The sequence below is a fragment of the Paenibacillus sp. JNUCC 34 genome, assembly GCF_058269055.1.
On record NZ_CM177770.1, the window covers coordinates 652501 to 670772 of the forward strand.

General features: G+C 45.7%; 10 protein-coding genes, 11 tRNA genes, 2 rRNA genes and 1 pseudogene (1 of these 24 running past the window's edge). 22 read left to right on the top strand and 2 right to left on the bottom strand.

The features are described 5' to 3' along the window. The 20 genes from AC2TF5_RS02980 to glmS form a co-directional block, all read left to right on the top strand. Positions 1 to 2436 (top strand): 23S ribosomal RNA (locus tag AC2TF5_RS02980); it begins 493 nt to the left of the window's first position. Positions 2437 to 2563: 127 nt separating this feature from the next. Beyond that, a 5S ribosomal RNA gene (gene rrf / locus AC2TF5_RS02985) occupies positions 2564 to 2680 on the top strand. A gap of 9 nt (positions 2681 to 2689) precedes the next feature. Further along, positions 2690 to 2765, top strand: a tRNA-Asn gene (locus AC2TF5_RS02990). 3 nt (positions 2766 to 2768) lie between these two features. Further along, positions 2769 to 2844: transfer RNA gene (locus AC2TF5_RS02995), tRNA-Thr, on the top strand. A 12-nt stretch (positions 2845 to 2856) separates the two neighbouring features. Next, positions 2857 to 2931 (top strand) — tRNA-Glu (locus tag AC2TF5_RS03000). Between the two features lie 57 nt (positions 2932 to 2988). After that, positions 2989 to 3064, top strand: a tRNA-Val gene (locus tag AC2TF5_RS03005). Between the two features lie 57 nt (positions 3065 to 3121). Then, positions 3122 to 3196: transfer RNA gene (locus AC2TF5_RS03010), tRNA-Gln, on the top strand. Between the two features lie 69 nt (positions 3197 to 3265). Beyond that, positions 3266 to 3341, top strand: a tRNA-Lys gene (locus AC2TF5_RS03015). Positions 3342 to 3355: 14 nt separating this feature from the next. Then, positions 3356 to 3439 (top strand) — tRNA-Leu (locus tag AC2TF5_RS03020). A gap of 7 nt (positions 3440 to 3446) precedes the next feature. Further along, a tRNA-Gly gene (locus tag AC2TF5_RS03025) sits at positions 3447 to 3521 on the top strand. Positions 3522 to 3527: 6 nt separating this feature from the next. Beyond that, positions 3528 to 3604: transfer RNA gene (locus AC2TF5_RS03030), tRNA-Arg, on the top strand. A 21-nt stretch (positions 3605 to 3625) separates the two neighbouring features. Then, positions 3626 to 3699: transfer RNA gene (locus AC2TF5_RS03035), tRNA-Pro, on the top strand. A gap of 11 nt (positions 3700 to 3710) precedes the next feature. Continuing rightward, positions 3711 to 3784, top strand: a tRNA-Gly gene (locus AC2TF5_RS03040). 464 nt (positions 3785 to 4248) lie between these two features. Continuing rightward, positions 4249 to 7035, top strand: a complete 2787-nt coding sequence (gene ppc / locus AC2TF5_RS03045; protein ID WP_491300811.1) for a phosphoenolpyruvate carboxylase — start codon at positions 4249 to 4251, stop codon at positions 7033 to 7035. Between the two features lie 263 nt (positions 7036 to 7298). Beyond that, a complete protein-coding gene (sigW, locus tag AC2TF5_RS03050; protein WP_491300812.1) occupies positions 7299 to 7868 on the top strand; it encodes an RNA polymerase sigma factor SigW in 570 nt (189 codons plus the stop codon). Between the two features lie 115 nt (positions 7869 to 7983). After that, entirely contained in the window at positions 7984 to 8598 is a 615-nt protein-coding gene (locus AC2TF5_RS03055) for a zf-HC2 domain-containing protein (RefSeq protein WP_491300813.1), read from the top strand. Between the two features lie 200 nt (positions 8599 to 8798). Beyond that, positions 8799 to 9629, top strand: a complete 831-nt coding sequence (gene cdaA / locus AC2TF5_RS03060; protein WP_491300814.1) for a diadenylate cyclase CdaA — start codon at positions 8799 to 8801, stop codon at positions 9627 to 9629. Beyond that, positions 9622 to 11082, top strand: coding sequence for a CdaR family protein (locus tag AC2TF5_RS03065; RefSeq protein ID WP_491300815.1), 1461 nt, complete (start codon positions 9622 to 9624; stop codon positions 11080 to 11082). Before cdaA ends, AC2TF5_RS03065 begins: the two co-directional genes overlap by 8 nt. 36 nt (positions 11083 to 11118) lie before the next feature. Continuing rightward, a complete protein-coding gene (gene glmM / locus AC2TF5_RS03070) occupies positions 11119 to 12459 on the top strand; it encodes a phosphoglucosamine mutase (protein WP_491300816.1) in 1341 nt (446 codons plus the stop codon). A 666-nt stretch (positions 12460 to 13125) separates the two neighbouring features. Further along, positions 13126 to 14958 (top strand): glutamine--fructose-6-phosphate transaminase (isomerizing), encoded by a 1833-nt coding sequence (glmS, locus tag AC2TF5_RS03075; RefSeq protein WP_491300817.1) that lies wholly within the window; start codon positions 13126 to 13128, stop codon positions 14956 to 14958. Between the two features lie 233 nt (positions 14959 to 15191). On the opposite strand, the gene AC2TF5_RS03080 is transcribed toward glmS, so the two are convergent. Both AC2TF5_RS03080 and AC2TF5_RS03085 read right to left on the bottom strand, forming a co-directional pair. Then, on the bottom strand, positions 15192 to 15314 hold the full coding sequence (locus AC2TF5_RS03080; protein WP_491300818.1) for a hypothetical protein: 123 nt from the start codon (positions 15312 to 15314) through the stop codon (positions 15192 to 15194). Positions 15315 to 15340: 26 nt separating this feature from the next. Then, positions 15341 to 15604 carry a hypothetical protein gene (locus AC2TF5_RS03085; RefSeq protein ID WP_491300819.1) on the bottom strand — a complete coding sequence of 88 codons (264 nt, stop codon included), beginning with the start codon at positions 15602 to 15604 and terminating at the stop codon, positions 15341 to 15343. Positions 15605 to 15746: 142 nt separating this feature from the next. Here AC2TF5_RS03085 and AC2TF5_RS03090 point away from each other — a divergent pair. Next, a pseudogene (locus AC2TF5_RS03090) lies at positions 15747 to 15926 on the top strand (ABC transporter ATP-binding protein); the annotation flags it as partial. Between the two features lie 1034 nt (positions 15927 to 16960). Further along, complete coding sequence (locus tag AC2TF5_RS03095) at positions 16961 to 18229, top strand: DNA cytosine methyltransferase (RefSeq protein WP_491300820.1); 1269 nt, start codon at positions 16961 to 16963, stop codon at positions 18227 to 18229. The last annotated feature ends 43 nt before the right edge of the window (positions 18230 to 18272 follow it).

Here is an 18272-nt window from a genome sequence, read left to right on the forward strand (position 1 = left end):
GATAGTGAAGCAGTACCGTGAGGGAAAGGTGAAAAGCACCCCGGAAGGGGAGTGAAATAGAACCTGAAACCGTGTGCTTACAAGAAGTCAGAGCCCGATCTATGGGTGATGGCGTGCCTTTTGTAGAATGAACCGGCGAGTTACGTTCCCATGCAAGGTTAAGGCGAGAAGCTGTAGCCGTAGCGAAAGCGAGTCTGAATAGGGCGCTTAAGTATGTGGACGTAGACCCGAAACCGTGTGATCTACCCCTGTCCAGGATGAAGGTGCGGTAACACGCACTGGAGGTCCGAACCCACGTATGTTGAAAAATGCGGGGATGAGGTGGGGGTAGCGGAGAAATTCCAATCGAACTCGGAGATAGCTGGTTCTCCCCGAAATAGCTTTAGGGCTAGCCTCGGAATTAAAGAGTCGTGGAGGTAGAGCACTGATTGGGTGCGGGGCCCGCAAGGGTTACCAAGCTCAGTCAAACTCCGAATGCCATAGACTTATATCCGGGAGTCAGACAGTGAGTGCTAAGATCCATTGTCAAGAGGGAAACAGCCCAGACCATCAGCTAAGGTCCCCAAGTGTGTGTTAAGTGGGAAAGGATGTGGAGTTGCACAGACAACCAGGATGTTGGCTTAGAAGCAGCCACCATTTAAAGAGTGCGTAATAGCTCACTGGTCGAGTGACTCTGCGCCGAAAATGTAACGGGGCTAAACACACCACCGAAGCTATGGCTTGATGCTTTTGCATCAGGGGTAGGGGAGCGTTGTATGTAGGTTGAAGGTGTACCGTAAGGAGCGCTGGACAGCATACAAGTGAGAATGCCGGTATGAGTAACGAAAAGATCAGTGAGAATCTGATCCGCCGAAAGCCCAAGGTTTCCTGAGGAAGGTTCGTCCGCTCAGGGTAAGTCGGGACCTAAGGTGAGGCCGAAAGGCGTAATCGAAGGACAACAGGTTGAAATTCCTGTACCACCGTAAACCGTTATGAACGATGGGGTGACGCAGGAGGGTAGTGACGCGGACTGATGGATGTCCGTCCAAGCAGTGAGGCTGATGTGTAGGCAAATCCGCACATCGATAAGGCTGGGCTGTGATGGGGAGTGAAAATTATAGTAGCGAAGGTCATGATCTCACACTGCCAAGAAAAGCCTCTAGTCAGGTGAAGGTGCCCGTACCGCAAACCGACACAGGTAGGCGAGAAGAGAATTCTAAGGCGCGCGGAAGAACTCTCGTTAAGGAACTCGGCAAAATGACCCCGTAACTTCGGGAGAAGGGGTGCCCCGGTAGTGTGAATAGCACGAGGGGGCCGCAGTGAAAAGGCCCAAGCGACTGTTTAACAAAAACACAGGTCTGTGCGAAGCCGTAAGGCGAAGTATACGGGCTGACGCCTGCCCGGTGCTGGAAGGTTAAGGGGAGTGGTTAGGAGCAATCCGAAGCTATGAACCGAAGCCCCAGTAAACGGCGGCCGTAACTATAACGGTCCTAAGGTAGCGAAATTCCTTGTCAGGTAAATTCTGACCCGCACGAATGGCGTAACGATTTGGGCGCTGTCTCAACGAGAGATCCGGTGAAATTTTAATACCTGTGAAGATGCAGGTTACCCGCGACAAGACGGAAAGACCCCATGGAGCTTTACTGCAGCTTGATATTGGATTTGGGTACGATCTGTACAGGATAGGTGGGAGCCTAAGAAACAGGAGCGCAAGCTTCTGTGGAGGCGCCGTTGGGATACCACCCTGATCGTATCTAGGTTCTAACCTAGTACCGTAAACCGGTGCGGGGACAGTGTCTGGTGGGCAGTTTGACTGGGGCGGTCGCCTCCTAAAGAGTAACGGAGGCGCCCCAAGGTTCCCTCAGAATGGTTGGAAATCATTCGAAGAGTGCAAAGGCATAAGGGAGCTTGACTGCGAGACCTACAAGTCGAGCAGGGACGAAAGTCGGGCTTAGTGATCCGGTGGTACCGCATGGAAGGGCCATCGCTCAACGGATAAAAGCTACCCTGGGGATAACAGGCTTATCTCCCCCAAGAGTCCACATCGACGGGGAGGTTTGGCACCTCGATGTCGGCTCATCGCATCCTGGGGCTGAAGTAGGTCCCAAGGGTTGGGCTGTTCGCCCATTAAAGCGGTACGCGAGCTGGGTTCAGAACGTCGTGAGACAGTTCGGTCCCTATCTGTCGTGGGCGTAGGAAATTTGAGAGGAGCTGTCCTTAGTACGAGAGGACCGGGATGGACGTACCGCTGGTGCACCAGTTGTTCCGCCAGGAGCATGGCTGGGTAGCTACGTACGGAAGGGATAAGCGCTGAAAGCATCTAAGCGTGAAGCCCCCCTCAAGATGAGATTTCCCAATTAGTAAGACCCCTTGAAGACGACGAGGTAGATAGGTTGGAGGTGGAAGTGCAGCAATGCATGGAGCTGACCAATACTAATCGGTCGAGGGCTTATCCTAAAAGTTTCATGAAGTGAAGCTTACATCGAAAGCATACGCTTTGAACTACGGTGTGAGGTGCTTCGGAAGCATAATTCGCAAATTCATGTTTCGTATCTAGTTTTCAAGTGATCAAACACTTGATCCGTTTGGTGGCGATAGCGGAAGGGTTCCACGCGTACCCATCCCGAACACGACCGTTAAGCCTTCCAGCGCCGATGGTACTTGGACCGAAGGGTCCCGGGAGAGTAGGACGTCGCCAAGCGGTATATATTCCCTGATAGCTCAGTTGGTAGAGCACTCGACTGTTAATCGAGTTGTCACAGGTTCGAGTCCTGTTCGGGGAGCCACTTGCTTCCATAGCTCAGTAGGTAGAGTGCATCCATGGTAAGGATGAGGTCACCGGTTCGATCCCGGTTGGAAGCTCCATTTTAACAATGAGGCCCGTTGGTCAAGGGGTTAAGACACCTCCCTTTCACGGAGGTAACAGGGGTTCGAATCCCCTACGGGTCACCACTTATTTACTCGATTCAGGGATGAAAATCCCAATGGTTCGTCGGAGCATACCAGTATGGAGGCTTAGCTCAGCTGGGAGAGCATCTGCCTTACAAGCAGAGGGTCGGGGGTTCGAACCCCTCAGCCTCCACCATTATTTTACTCATGTTCTATCGCAGAATCGGACAGAATATAATCAATACTTCGTTATTGGGGATTAGCCAAGCGGTAAGGCAACGGACTTTGACTCCGTCATGCATAGGTTCGAATCCTATATCCCCAGCCACTTTACCCTAAAAAGTGAAGTATGGCTTTGAAGGTAAGTCCGAATACTTTTTCGGGGCCCTTTAAATGCGAGCCATTAGCTCAGTTGGTAGAGCACCTGACTTTTAATCAGGGTGTCGAAGGTTCGAGTCCTTCATGGCTCACCATTAGTTTTACTTGTGCGCGTGTGGCGGAATTGGCAGACGCACTAGACTTAGGATCTAGCGTCTTTGACGTGGGGGTTCAAGTCCCTCCACGCGCACCATGTTTTTGCGGACGTGGCTCAGCGGTAGAGCATCGCCTTGCCAAGGCGAGGGTCGCGGGTTCGATTCCCGTCGTCCGCTCCATAATTTGCGCCCTTAGCTCAGCTGGATAGAGCGTTTGACTACGAATCAAAAGGCCGGGAGTTCGAATCTCTCAGGGCGCGCCATTTTTAATTATTCATATGTAACGGGATGTAGCTCAGCTTGGTAGAGCACCTGGTTTGGGACCAGGGGGTCGCATGTTCAAATCGTGTCATCCCGATTGTTACATCTGCGGGTGTAGTTCAATGGTAGAACTCCAGCCTTCCAAGCTGGTAGCGTGGGTTCGATTCCCATCACCCGCTCCATACATAAAGCAGGACATCACAAGTGTGATGTTTTTTTTACATATTGTCACCACACTCCTGCGAAGTGTCAACGTGTTAAAGCAATCGCCAGTGAAAAATGAAGAAAAGATGAGGAATTATAAGGAGATTGATTCGTAAAAGTCGTGTAGATGTTTAGGCAGTATGTCTTTAAGTCGAATCCGTGAGAATTAGATAATCTGGTTTAACAAATAATTATACTGCAAACACTTGACCTTAGGTCTGACCCAAGGTGTATCGTTGAGATATTCCAAGCTTGTCCTAAGGAGTGAACGCTATGAAGAGTGAAATTACAAGAAGAAATTACCTCTGTAATAACGTCCTCTTTTGTCGATTTGGCGAATTTTTTCGGTTGGAAAGTAAAGATTTTCAGGCGCATTTATTGTATGATACTAGGAAGGCATAAAAAGACAAACTGTTGAACGGGTTTAGATGGGAGGAGTAGCATGACTGAACTTACTGTAACCGCAAAAAGCAATTCCAATAATCTGCTGCGGCGTGATGTACGGTTCCTGGGAAACATTCTCGGTGAAGTTCTTGTCCACCAGGGGGGCAACGAGCTTTTAGACATAGTTGAGAAGATTCGCGAGACTAGCAAGTCATTACGTTCCGTATTTTTACCAGAATTATTCGCAGATTTTAAAAGGATCGTCAGCACGCTGGATCCGGACAATCGTCATCAAGTAATCAGAGCGTTCGCCATTTATTTTCAATTGGTTAACATCGCAGAGCAAAATCACCGGATACGCCGGAAACGCGATTATGAACGTTCCGCAGGTGAGAGTGTCCAGCCAGGATCGATCGAAAGTGCAGTCCAGGATTTGAAAGAGCGCAATTTTACGTATGAAGAAGTTCAAGACATTCTCGAAAGTCTTTCCTTGGAGCTCGTAATGACCGCACACCCAACAGAGGCAATGCGACGTGCCATTCTCGACATCCACAAAAGAATTTCGGAAGATGTTATGCTCCTTGATAACCCAACGCTCACATTCCGTGAAAGAGAACAGCTTCGGGAAAAACTTCTTAACGAGGTGATTACGCTCTGGCAAACGGATGAGCTGCGCGACCGTAAGCCAACGGTATTGGATGAGGTTCGCAATGGTATGTATTATTTTCATGAAACGCTGTTTCACATTCTGCCAGAAGTTTATCAAGAACTTGAGCGCTGTCTTACTAAATTTTATCCCGGCTACAATTGGCATGTACCGACATATCTCCGCTTTGGTTCATGGATCGGTGGAGACCGTGACGGTAATCCTTCGGTAACAGCAGACATTACATGGAAGACGCTAGAAATGCAGCGGAAACTGGCTATCCGGGAATACCAGCGCATTTTGACAGGGCTCATGAAAAATCTCAGCTTCAGTGCAACGATTGTTAACGTGTCCGATGAATTAAAGCAGTCTATCCACAAGGACCGTGAGAATGTAACACTGAAGAAGATGGAAATTTGGCACAATGAGAAAGAGCCGTACCGTATCAAGCTTGCTTATATGCTTGCCAAAATGGTTCACGTGCTGGATGAAAGCATGATTGGAGCAGAACGTTATCAATCACCGGAAGAGTTTATTGAAGACTTGCAAATTATCGACCGTAGCCTGCGCCATCACTATGCTGACTATGTAGCTGATACTTATATTAAGAAACTGATTCGGCAGGTTGAACTGTTCGGATTCCACACAGCTACACTAGACATTCGCCAGCACAGTAAAGAGCATGAGAATGCAATGACTGAGATTTTAGCGAAAATGAACGTAGTCGAAGACTACTCTGCTCTTGAAGAAGAAGAAAAGATTGAGCTTCTGAACAAACTGCTTAACGATCCGCGTCCGCTGACTACTCCTTATCAGGAGTACAGCGACAGTACCGAAGAGTGCCTTGAGGTTTACCGCACAGTATACCGGGCGCAAAAGGAATTCGGTGTTAAGTGTGTCTCCAGCTATTTGATCAGTATGGCGGAAGGCGCAAGCGACATTATGGAGGTAATGGTATTTGCCAAGGAAGTTGGATTGTTCCGTAAGGATAACGATGGAACCATAGCAGCTACTCTTCAGGCTGTACCGTTGTTTGAAACGATCGAGGATCTCCACGCAGCTCCGGATATTATGCGCCGCCTGTTTAACCTCCCAATTTATCGTGAGGGTATTAAGGCAATGAATGATCTTCAGGAGATTATGCTTGGCTATTCTGACAGTAACAAGGATGGCGGTGCAGCAACAGCCAACTGGGAGTTGCAGGTTGCCATGAAGGACATTACCGCAGTTGGTAATGAATTTGGTGTGAAACTGAAATATTTCCATGGCCGCGGCGGTTCACTCGGACGTGGTGGTATGCCGCTTAACCGTAGTATTCTGGCACAGCCTGCGAATACGATTGCCGGCGGCATCAAAATTACCGAGCAGGGTGAGGTTATTTCATCTCGCTATTCCTTGAAGGGAATTGCATACCGTAGTCTTGAGCAGGCAACATCAGCGCTGATCCGTGCATCTATAAATGCCCGGTCACCGGAGGAAAATCCACACGAGAAGGAGTGGGAGCAGATCTCTGCCCGAATTTCGGCTGACTCCCAAAAGAAATACCAGGATTTGATTTTCCGTGATCCGGATTTCCTGAGCTTCTTCAAGGAATCCACACCGCTGCCTGAGGTAGGGGAACTGAATATTGGATCCCGTCCCTCTAAGCGCAAGAACAGTGACCGTTTTGAGGACCTGCGTGCCATCCCTTGGGTGTTTGCGTGGACTCAGAGTCGTTACCTGCTACCAGCTTGGTATGCGGCTGGTACGGGTCTACAGAGCTTCTATCAGGACAATGAAGAGAATCTGCAGATCTTGAAAGATATGTATGTTAACTATCCTTTCTTTACATCAATGATCGATACTCTGCAGATGGCGATGGCCAAAGCCGATCTCACCATTGCGAAGGAATACTCGCTGATGACAAAGAATGATGTGGCCCGTGAGCGGATATTCGGCCTGATTACAGAAGAATTTAAGCTTACGAAAGAAATGGTTCTCAAAATTACAGGGCAGCAGGAAATTCTGGATAATCAACCGGTATTGCAGGAATCCATAAGACTCCGCAATCCGTATGTTGACCCGCTAAGCTATCTGCAGGTACAGCTTCTGAATGAGTTGCGTGATCTGCGTGAAAAAGGTGAGGATGATCCGGATCTGCTGCGAGAAGTGCTGTTGACGATTAACGGTATTGCAGCAGGACTCCGTAATACAGGTTGATACCCTTTTTCGTGAAATATATACAGGGTTAGGGATAGTCAAAGGCGAGGTTCCCTGTGGGCCTCGCCTTTTGCATTGTTAGCAGAAACTGAGAATTATTAGAACAGCTGTAATGATGATTGTATTTCTAAAACTGATAAAGATAGTAATCGCAGTAATGCTGTGTTTTTCGAATTTTGTTGCATTTTCGAATAAGTTGAATTACCATTTGAATGATGCTTTTAGACTTTAGACGTTACCCATCAGACCATTCTGGGGGAATTATGGTGGACAATTTAGATGTGAGATTGGCGAAGCTGGCCCGAAAGGGGGACCAGCGTGCTTTTGCCGAAATAGTAGAGCTATATAAAGATAAAATTTTTCATCTGGCGTACCGGATGCTGAATAACCGGCATGAGGCTGAGGATATTGTTCAGGAGACGTTCTTACGCGTGTACAAGAACTTGGATCGCTATGATGAGAATCAGAAATTTTCGACCTGGATTTATCGGATTGGTACGAACCTATGTATAGACAGGTTACGCAAGCGCAAGCCATCTTACTCTCTGGACGCGGATATGAACGACCAAGAGGGAATGGATGGTTATTCGATGATACCGAGTGATAACCGCACACCGGAGTCGGAGATGTTGATCTCCGAGACGCAGCGGATTATTCATCAGGCTATCGAGTCTCTTCCTGCAAAGTACAAGACGATTATGATACTGCGGTATATTCAGGATATGTCACTTCAGGAGATTAGTGAGGTGCTTACTCTGCCTGTGACGACCATTAAGACAAGAGTTCACCGCGGGCGGGAGTTTTTACGTAAGAAACTCGAATTTAAATTATAGGTTTTAAAAAATAATGAAACATCGCCGCTTCCGGTGCGTATGAACATTAAGCAAGTCTTATGCCCCTGATGGGGAGTAGACCCAGCAAAGAGATTGAACGAAAGGACTGGCTCATATGGATTGCAAATTGGCCGTCTCTTTGATGCACGATTATCTGGATAACGATTTGTCCAGACAGCAGCAGCTGGAACTTAAATCCCATTTGCTGCAATGTGTTGACTGCCGGAATAGGTTCGAGGAACTAGAGCAGACAGACATGCTTCTGTATTCCTTGACACATCATGCCACAGGGCCTTCTAACGATCTGGCAGACCGGATTATGGGAATGCTGCCTCAGCAAAAGAAGCAGAAGCTTTGGGTAATTTGGATAAAGAATCACCCGGCAATCACGGCTGCTGCTCTTTTTCTGGTCGTAATGCTCTTTAGTACGGTCAGCTTCTGGAGCCAGGAGAATCAACTTATCGTTAAAGGCAGTGAACTCGACAAACTTATCATCGAAGGAAATACGGTTATTATTCCACCAGATCAGATTATTACGGGTGATATAACTGTGGAGAACGGAAAGGCGCAAGTTTTTGGACAAATTGAAGGAAACTTAACCGTTATCGACGGAGAGCTTTTTCAAGCCTCTACGGCCCACATATCTGGACAAGTGAAGGATATAGATAAAGCAATAGATTGGATCTTGTATAAGATTACCAATCTGTTTTCGGATGTCGCTTACCGCTAAGATGAAGTTTGCATCTTGATGAATAACGGCGCCTCTTTTCTCCGAAAAGACGGCGCCTTTTTTGTGGTTTTTGTTATTTTTTTATTGTGTAATTGGGGCCTGACTTGCATCGTGAGGATTAACGTTATAACCTAGATAGTGTAGAGCACATACTACATATAAAGACGCAAGCGTTATTAAGCAATGACGGGGGTTGCAGTATGGGGTATTTTACGGACTTAACCTGGAAAGGGTCCATTAAGGATATTATCGATATACTAATCGTTACCTATATTATTTATCATCTGATACTACTTGTCCGGGGTACCCGGGCTGTTCAGCTGCTGAAAGGGATTTTGGTGTTGGTGCTCATCTGGGCGCTCAGTACCTGGTTTGACCTTTATACACTGAAATGGCTGATGAACCAAATCTTTACCTTCGGTGTGTTTGCGATCTTTATCATCTTCCAGCCTGAACTCAGACGGGGTCTGGAGCAGCTTGGGCGCGGGAAGCTGTTTGGGCGGACGGGAGACATCGATGAAGAGACCAACAAGTTAATAGCAGAAACCATTAAAGCTGTTAATTATTTGTCCCGGCGCAAAATAGGGGCACTGATCGTATTTGAACGCACAACAGGCCTGAATGAATATGTAGAATCAGGCATTCCGATGCAATCGGTGATTAGCTCGGAATTGTTCATCAACATTTTTATACCGAATACACCACTCCATGACGGAGCAGTTATCGTTCAGAACGGTCAAATTGCAGCGGCCGGCTGCTATTTGCCTCTTTCTGAAAATCCTTTTATCAGTAAGGAACTGGGAACGAGACACCGTGCAGCTATTGGGATCAGTGAGGTGGGAGATGCCATTTCCGTTGTTGTATCCGAGGAGACCGGGCAAGTGTCGCTGGCCTTGAATGGACAAGTGGTTAGGGATATCAAGGAAGAGTCTCTCATCTCCAAACTGTACGAGGAGTTACGTCCTGCTGCATCCATCAAGGAAAAACGCGTGTTCTTCTGGAAACGGAAGGGGGATGGCCGTGATGGATAAATGGATTAAGAATAATACGGCAAGCAAGCTACTTGCTCTGGCGGTCAGTATCTTATTATGGGCTATGGTCCATATGGATAGTGGGACGGCTGTACCACCGACAACATCTTATGATACCAGGGTAATCGAAGGTGTTGAGATCCAGACATATGGATTTGATGATAGTGTGTATGCCTTAACAGGGATTGATAAGGATCGCGTAAATCTTGAAGTAAGAGGGAAACGGTCAAATATCATGCTTTTTACAGATGCTTATAAGGTTAAGTTGGATCTGAGCAGCATCAAGGAACCCGGTACACATACTCTTCCCTTAACGTATTCCATACCCAACGGAGTGGAACTGGTATCCATGAACCCGTCTATGGTAACGGTAACTGTAGAGGAACGTGTCACCAAACCCGTTACAGTAAGTATTGGAACTAAAGGAGAGCCCGCCAAGGATTATCGGGCAGGTGAACCTGTGACAATCGAACCAGGGAGTGTAAATGTTACTCTTCCAGAATCAGAGCTTGCTACCTTGGCTCAAGTAAGAGGAACTGTGGATCTGGATGGGGCAAAGGAAAACATCGTGGAAAAAAAGGTGAAGCTTACCGCATATAATAAGGAAGGAAAAGTGATGGAGGATGCGATTATTGAGCCTTCTTCCGTAGCTGTGGAAATTCCTGTGGAGGCTTCGTTCGTTACGGTTCCTCTTGAAATGGAGTATACAGGACGTCTGCCTGATGATTTAGTTCTATCGAAGGTGAACCCGAAAGTAAAAGAGGTTAAGTTGTTCGGAAGTAAAGAGGCACTCGCAGGAGCTAAGTCCTATACGGGAGTAACTGTTAATTTAGCAAATGTAAGAAATTCGGGAACAACGGTTCTTACGGCCGACTTGACGCCACCTGAAGGTTTTGAGAAAATCGAGCCTAGTTCCGTTCAGGTTGAGATTACTGCCGTCTCGCACGGCGAACGAGTGTTGGATGGAATCCCTGTTTCTTTGAAGGGAGTTCCCTCCGGAATGGAAGCCGTCATAACGGAACCGAAGAATCAAACCATGTCGATGACGTTGACTGGAGCACCGGATCTGCTAGACAGTCTACAACCTACAGACATTGGATTGGTTGCAAATGTAGCTGGCTTGAATGCAGGTGTGCATGAAATACCGCTTCAGGTTACGCTGCCCAATTTGATTAATCGGGTGGACCAGAAGCAGCTTGTTGTAAAAGTGGAGTTGAAGGAAACTGATAAACCGGTAACCACTGAACCTACTCCCAAGCCGGATGAAGGTAAAGATAAGGAAAAGCCGGATGAGCCACAAGATAAGCCTGGTTCTGGCACCGACAATGGATCGGGAGATGGCCAGACTGGTGGCGGTGAAGGCGGTGATCATTCCGGTACAGAACCTCCCACGGGAGAAGGGAGCGAGGAGGAAACTCCAACACGGAATAGCACAGATACACCAAACGAATGACAATATAAAGAGTAGGACAAAAGGAGCTAACGTAACATGGGGAAATATTTTGGAACAGATGGTGTCAGAGGGGTTGCCAATAAAGAACTAACTGCAGAATTAGCATATAGCATTGGACGCTGCGGAGGATATGTTCTTACAGGAGACAAGGAAAAACCAACTGTTATTATCGGTATGGATACCCGTGTATCCGGTGCAATGCTGGAGTCTTCTCTGGTAGCTGGACTACTGTCCATCGGTGCGCATGTGATTCGCTTAGGCATTGTATCGACGCCCGCAGTAGCATATATTACAAGACTGCTTAAAGCAGACGCTGGGGTTATGATTTCCGCTTCCCACAATCCGGTTGAGGATAACGGCATCAAATTTTTCGGTGGAGACGGCTTTAAGTTGTCTGATGAAACAGAACTGAAGATCGAGGAATTGATGGATGCAGAAATCGATGAGCTTCCTCGTCCGGTAGGTAAGGATCTTGGCGAAGTGATTGTAGATAATGAATCAAAATATAAATACTTGGAGTATCTCAAAACAACAATTAGCAATCGCTTTGACGGATTGAAAGTTGTATTGGATTGTGCGAACGGTGCAGCTTATGAGCTTGCGCCTAAATTGTTCCGTGAGCTCGGAGCAGAGGTTATAGCGATTGGTGCTGAGCCGAACGGATTGAACATCAACGATGAATGTGGATCGACACATCCGGAGCTTTTGAAGGAAGAAGTGATCCGTCATGGAGCCGACCTGGGGCTGGCTTTTGATGGCGATGCAGACCGGCTGATTGCGATTGATCATACGGGGGAAGAAGTGGATGGCGACTTCATTCTGTGTATTTGTGGTGAAGCCATGAATCAGGCAGGCAAGCTAAAGGAAGGTACAGTTGTATCTACCGTGATGAGTAATATTGGTTTCTATAAGGCATGTGACACATTGAAACTGAAGACAGCTAAAACCGCTGTAGGTGACCGTTATGTTATGGAAGAAATGCGCCGCGGGGGATACAACCTGGGTGGTGAGCAATCCGGGCATGTCATTTTCCTGGATTACAATACGACGGGTGACGGTATTTTGACGGGGATTCAGCTTGTGGACACGATCGCATCTTCTGGAAAACGTCTGAGTGAGCTGAAGTCCAGTATGCGAAAATATCCGCAGGTGCTCGTGAATGTTCGCGTAGGCGACAAGAGCAAGTATGAGGGGAATGCTCAGATCGAGGCAGCTATTACGGAAGTTGAGCAGCTGCTTGGTGACAATGGCCGCGTATTGGTTCGTCCTTCAGGAACAGAGTCTTTGATCCGAGTTATGGCCGAAGGTCCGGATAAGGATGAGCTTGATCGCTTTGTGACACAAATTGCTGATGTAGTAGAGCGGGAGCTGGCGTAAGCCGCAGGGTGTATTGTTAGAGGTATATGGGGCTAGGCCTTGTTTGGGCCGGTGGGACTTAAAAAATGGTTCCACCGGCTTTGTTGCGAGGTTTATTATTGTTATAGCGTTCAGGAGTGGAAGTGTGGCCCAGTTGCCAAACCTGTACCGCATGAATATAATAAAGAAATATCATTCAAAGATAGAGAGCGAGGATCGTGAGGTTACGAAGTTACACAAGCGCCAGAGCTTGATACTGCGCGGGAACGGCTATGCTGTGAAGGAGAAGTTGCCTTGAGCTTTACGGGCTAACGGATTTTCTTTTTCATAGATTGGGCCATCGGCAGAGCAAGCTGACGAGGTGGAGGTGTTCGAATTGTTCGGCGGGGACCTCCCGGTAATCTGCACCAACCGTAAGCCGGATCGGAAAATGAGTGGGCGACCGTTCATACAACGTACCGGCGGGTGCTATCATCATACTAACTTAGAACATGAGTGTGCGATGAACGCGGTTAACGCGGCGGAAGAAGAGTGCATTCATGACGATTCAATCGGAATATATAAATATCTGATGTTATTGGAACGTTGAAAATTGAATATTTCATTCTTCTTTTGATATGCCGCACATGTGTGCCGCGTTCTTTTCCACACGATCCTATATGGAAAATCGAACGGAGGAATATTACTATGTGTGGTATTGTCGGATATATTGGAAATCAGAAGACTCAGTCGGTGTTGATCGATGGATTGAAAAAACTGGAGTATCGCGGGTACGATTCAGCGGGTATTGCCGTATTTACAGACAAAGGTCTTCGTGTCGCAAAAGCGCAGGGACGTCTTGCCAACCTGGAATCGAAGCTGGAGGATGCTCCACTTGTCGGTACAGCCGGGATTGGGCATACCCGCTGGGCAACGCACGGAAAACCTTCGGACGTGAACTCCCATCCGCATACGGATGAGAGCCAGAAGTTCTCGGTCGTTCATAACGGGATTGTGGAAAACTATCTGGAGCTGAAGGAAGAGCTGATGGAGCAGGGACACCATTTTGTGTCCGAAACGGATACAGAGGTTATTTCCCATCTAGTTGCGCGCGAGTATGACGGAGATATTGTAAAAGCGGTACAGAAGGCTATTTCCTTCATGAGAGGCGCATTTGCTCTTGGTGTGCTGACTGAGTATGAACCTGATAAATTGGTCGCTGTGCGTCAAGCCAGCCCGCTAATTATCGGTCTTGGTGATGGAGAGAACTTCATCGGTTCTGATATTCCGGCGATTTTGAAATATACGCGAAATGTGTACATTTTGAACGACGGGGAGATGGCTCTGCTTACAGCGGATGCTGTCGAACTGATGACAATTGAGGGGAACTTTATTTCTCGGGAAATGATTCGTGTCGATTGGGATGCCGTTACTGCAGAAAAAGGCGGTTTCGATCACTTCATGCTGAAGGAGATCCATGAACAGCCTAAAGCATACCGTGATACGATGCTGGGACGTGTCGATGAAAGCGGTCGTAAGGTTGTACTGTCCGATCTGAAGCTGAGCAAAGATCAGATTGCGAATATTCGTAATATTCAGATCGTTGCATGCGGTACGGCGTATCATGCTGGCCTTATCGGGCGTAGTGTCATCGAATCATTGGTACGGATCCCTGTTGAGAATGACGTGGCATCCGAATACCGCTACCGTTCTCCAATTGTTACACCAGAGACTCTTGTCATCGTGGTCAGTCAATCCGGAGAGACAGCGGATACGCTGGCTGCACTGCGTGAAGCCAAAAGCAATGGTGCTCACGTATTGGCGATCACAAACGTAGTGGGCAGCTCGATTGCTCGTGAAGCGGATGATGTGCTTGGAACGTTGGCTGGTCCGGAAATTGCTGTGGCATCAACCAAAGCTTATACATCCCAGCTGATTGCATTCTATCTGTTCGGTCTGTATTTGGCTCAAGTTCGCGGTACTATTACCGAGGAGGCTTCAGCTGAGATCCTGGCCGCTATGGAAGCTCTGCCGGAGCAGGTAGAGTCCATGCTAACAAATACCGAAGCCATTAAAAATTATGCGGAGCAAATTTCGAAGCATGAGCACTTGTTTTTCATCGGACGTGGTCAAGACTTTGCTGTCGCTCAGGAAGGCTCGCTCAAGCTGAAAGAAATCTCCTACATTCACTCTGAAGCGTACGCTGCAGGTGAATTGAAACACGGTACGCTTGCTCTCATAGAGGAAGGTATCCCGGTGATTGCCCTGGCGACTCAGGAGGACGTTCTTGAGAAAACCGTGAGCAACATCAAGGAAGTTAAGGCACGCGGTGCTGATGTTATGGTTATCACTCATGAAGAGCATGTAGTTAACATGCTGAAGTCCGTGGATCAAGCTTTTGCGATTCCTAAGACGCTGCCGATCCTTACAGCGGCATTGTCCGTAGTACCACTGCAGCTGCTTGCCTACTACGCATCACTGGCGCTGGGTCATGACGTGGATAAGCCACGTAATCTGGCGAAGAGTGTGACGGTGGAGTAGGGTGGGAGTTGGCAAGACGTGCTTTTGTGTAGATTTAAAATAAAGTCGTACCGCTTATAAATAAGATGAACCGTTTTACCCCTTTGGATATGATTATCTAAAGGGGTGTTTTTGTGTCTAAAAGAAAAAGAACATCTAAAGTCGATAAGTGGATTAGAGAAGGTCGTGGGACTGGCAGTGGGGTAGAATATCAACCATGATATATTACCGGAAGGCCTTGGAGAGAGGGGGATCTACAAAGTTAAGCGATTGTATTTCACGGATTCTTCTGAATCCATATAATCTAATAAAAATGCCCCAAATTGCATTAAAAGCGCTGCATGACTGCCGCTGCCCGTGCCGATGATCCTCCCCATACTGTCAGCAAGCCCCCCGCCGTCAACTAATAAAGGAGTGAACGCACACCCGAAAGCGCATAAGCTGCAACAAATCCAAGCTGAGAAATGATTCCGATCAGTGACCATGCTCTGCCCTGAACGGAATTATCAATGTTGGTGCGAACAAGAAAATCAAGACTTACATTTGCAAAAGGCATCATCGCAAAAAAGAGGAATCCTGAGACACTGATCCCAATAATATGTTCACGAAATCCGAACGCCGCCATAAACATTCCTTCACAAAACAGCGCAATCGAAAGAATTGTCACATACCCCTTATTATTTGGAAGAAATCCTATTATTACACTTGATACAAGCATCCCCGAAGCAACAATAGTTTCAATCGTTCCAATTACGGAACTGTCCGTAAAAGCAAGTAGCATGGGTATGGAAAGTGTTTCAATAAATCCGAGGACGTCGGGAGGTCAGCTTCAGCGTGCGGGAATTTGCCGTGCGCTTATGAACAGCCCGCAAATCATCTTCGGCGATGAACCTGCGGGTGCGCTCAATTCAAAATCTGCGCAGGAGATTATGGACATATTCTCCGAAATCAACGCGGAAGGTACTGCGGTTATGTTTGTAACTCACGACGTTCAGAGGCATGCTTCTTGAAAATATCCGGCTTTATATGGGGAAAAGCGAAAATTCTTCTTTTGCCTTGTTGTTCGGCATAATCATATATGGATGACAACGGCTTTAAAGAAAGTTAATTTAATTAATAAACTAGATTTACTAATCCGAAAAAGTATAAAAGTGCTATGATTTTTAAAATAACTTATTGTTAAATTTATTGAAGAAATTTTTAATATAGGGGAGGCAAAAAACTTTAAATGGGGATAATATACTAATAAGTAGTGTTTAAATTAAGCAACTTTATTGTCCCTACACAGGGCTGTAAAAGACAAATGAAGTCCTTGAACAGCAAATTATAGTCACTTCAAAGCCGAGTAAACTCAGGATTATTTCCCGACATTGCTCGGCTATTTTTCATACATTATGGCAGCTGGTGATCAGAAAAATGCAGGGCTATCTCTGATCATTGCTCCTATGTTTTCTCTGTGAAAACTCTAAAAGGATAACTGTTTAGAGGGGAAGGAGAAACGATAACGATTGTCTTCACAACGCAATATTTAGAGGAAGCGGAAGCACTTACAGATCGTTTTTGTGTTTTTCAGAAGGGGGTTGTAAAAGCGATTTGCAACAGAATAAATGAAAAATAGCATAAATAAAACATAGCTTGACGAGGCGTTTTTAGCGAATTGCAGTCAAGAGGTGGACATATGAAGATGCTTAATGTAAAAAAAGGTGGAGGTTAGGATTTATATATTTTGAATTATTTATTTAACTTGGATATTCAAAAACTAAAGAATTATCAAATGATAGTGATGCTTGGGCAAAACGAATATATGGAGAAATAGTCGATAAATTTTAATGTTGGAAGGATAAAAAAAGTATATGTCGAATATTGTAATTTAGTAACACTAAATACATCTTAACGTTATTAGGTCCAAAGTTTCAAAATTGCTTTTAATGTAATGCAATTTGCATTTGTAGTGCTATCTATGAAATGCAGTTACATTATGCTATCCTGGTTTTAGATTAACCATAATGACAGGTGGATAGTAATGAGTATACAAAATAAGAAATATAAGGTACTTGATCTCTTTTGTGGCGCGGGTGGAATGTCAGAAGGCTTTATGCAAGCAGGCTTCCACATTCCATTTGCTAGTGACTATAGTAAAGAAGCAGCAGAAACGTATAAAAATCGACATGCACAGTTAGGTTATGAACTTAGGTTCTTTCAAGGGGATATTAGAAAACTCTCAAGAAAGCCCAAGCTTACCGAGTTTTTAAATGGGGCTTCAATTGATGTAATTGTAGGGGGACCTCCGTGTCAAGGGTTTAGTCTCTCAGGGAAAAGGGATGAAAATGACCCTAGAAATAAAATGTTTCTTGAATATTTAAAAATTGTGAAAAATGTGCAACCAAAGTACTTTGTCATGGAAAATGTTGAAGGTATTTTATCCTATAGATTCACTAAAATTAGAGGCGTTTCTGGTAAAGTCTATATAAACGAGCTTGCGTCAAAAATTATTGAAAAAGAAGCGCTTAAACTAGGTTATAGAGTTCAATGTCTTCAATTGAACGCAAAAGACTATGGTGTTCCACAAAATAGGCCACGTGTAATTTTTATTGCAAACAAAGTTGAAAAAAAAGGTAAGGAATACATTGATTTAGTTCCTAGGCCAAGCCCACCTAAAAAGAGTGAGAAAATAGTTACTGTTTATGAGGCTATTTCTGATTTAAGTTTCTTGAAAAATGGAGAGAGCACATCTAATTATAATGACGAATTTGAGCAAACTGCCTATCAATCAATGTTAAGAAATGGTCTTACTCCAGGGGCTAATAATAGAACTATAAGGTGTGAAGAGTTGTTGAATCATAAAGCGTCAAAGCATTTAGAAAAAACAGTAGATAGATTTAAAAAATTAAAGCAGGGCGAAACTATTGCTGAACTATTAGGCAGACTAGATGAAAAAGATTATGCTTATTATTTTACTAAGAAATATAGATGTTCTAAGTTAAATAGAGATCAAGTTTCCCCTACCGTTCTAACTCTTCCAGATGATATTATTCATTTTGATGAAACAAATCCACGGATTTTAACAGTAAGGGAGTTTGCTAGACTACAATCTTTCGACGACAGTTTTGAATTTTGCGGTAAAAGAACAACGGGTGGAGAAAGAAGGAAGTCTGAGACTCCTCAATATACTCAGGTAGGGAATGCAGTACCTCCTCTATTTGCTAGAGCTATTGCAGCGGAAGTAATGTGCGCCTTAAAACAAATAGAATCTACCAATGAGGCAGTAATTATAGAGGCAGCTTCAAGTTAAAAATCCTCTAAATATTTATTTTAAAAATCTCTGTTTAAGAGAG

Coding starts and splice junctions, on each gene's coding strand:
- ppc (WP_491300811.1), top strand. CDS start 4,249: ATGACTGAACTTACTGTAACCGCAAAAAGCAATTCCAATAATCTGCTG.
- sigW (WP_491300812.1), top strand. CDS start 7,299: ATGGTGGACAATTTAGATGTGAGATTGGCGAAGCTGGCCCGAAAGGGG.
- AC2TF5_RS03055 (WP_491300813.1), top strand. CDS start 7,984: ATGGATTGCAAATTGGCCGTCTCTTTGATGCACGATTATCTGGATAAC.
- cdaA (WP_491300814.1), top strand. CDS start 8,799: ATGGGGTATTTTACGGACTTAACCTGGAAAGGGTCCATTAAGGATATT.
- AC2TF5_RS03065 (WP_491300815.1), top strand. CDS start 9,622: ATGGATAAATGGATTAAGAATAATACGGCAAGCAAGCTACTTGCTCTG.
- glmM (WP_491300816.1), top strand. CDS start 11,119: ATGGGGAAATATTTTGGAACAGATGGTGTCAGAGGGGTTGCCAATAAA.
- glmS (WP_491300817.1), top strand. CDS start 13,126: ATGTGTGGTATTGTCGGATATATTGGAAATCAGAAGACTCAGTCGGTG.
- AC2TF5_RS03080 (WP_491300818.1), bottom strand. CDS start 15,314: ATGGGGAGGATCATCGGCACGGGCAGCGGCAGTCATGCAGCGCTTTTA.
- AC2TF5_RS03095 (WP_491300820.1), top strand. CDS start 16,961: ATGAGTATACAAAATAAGAAATATAAGGTACTTGATCTCTTTTGTGGC.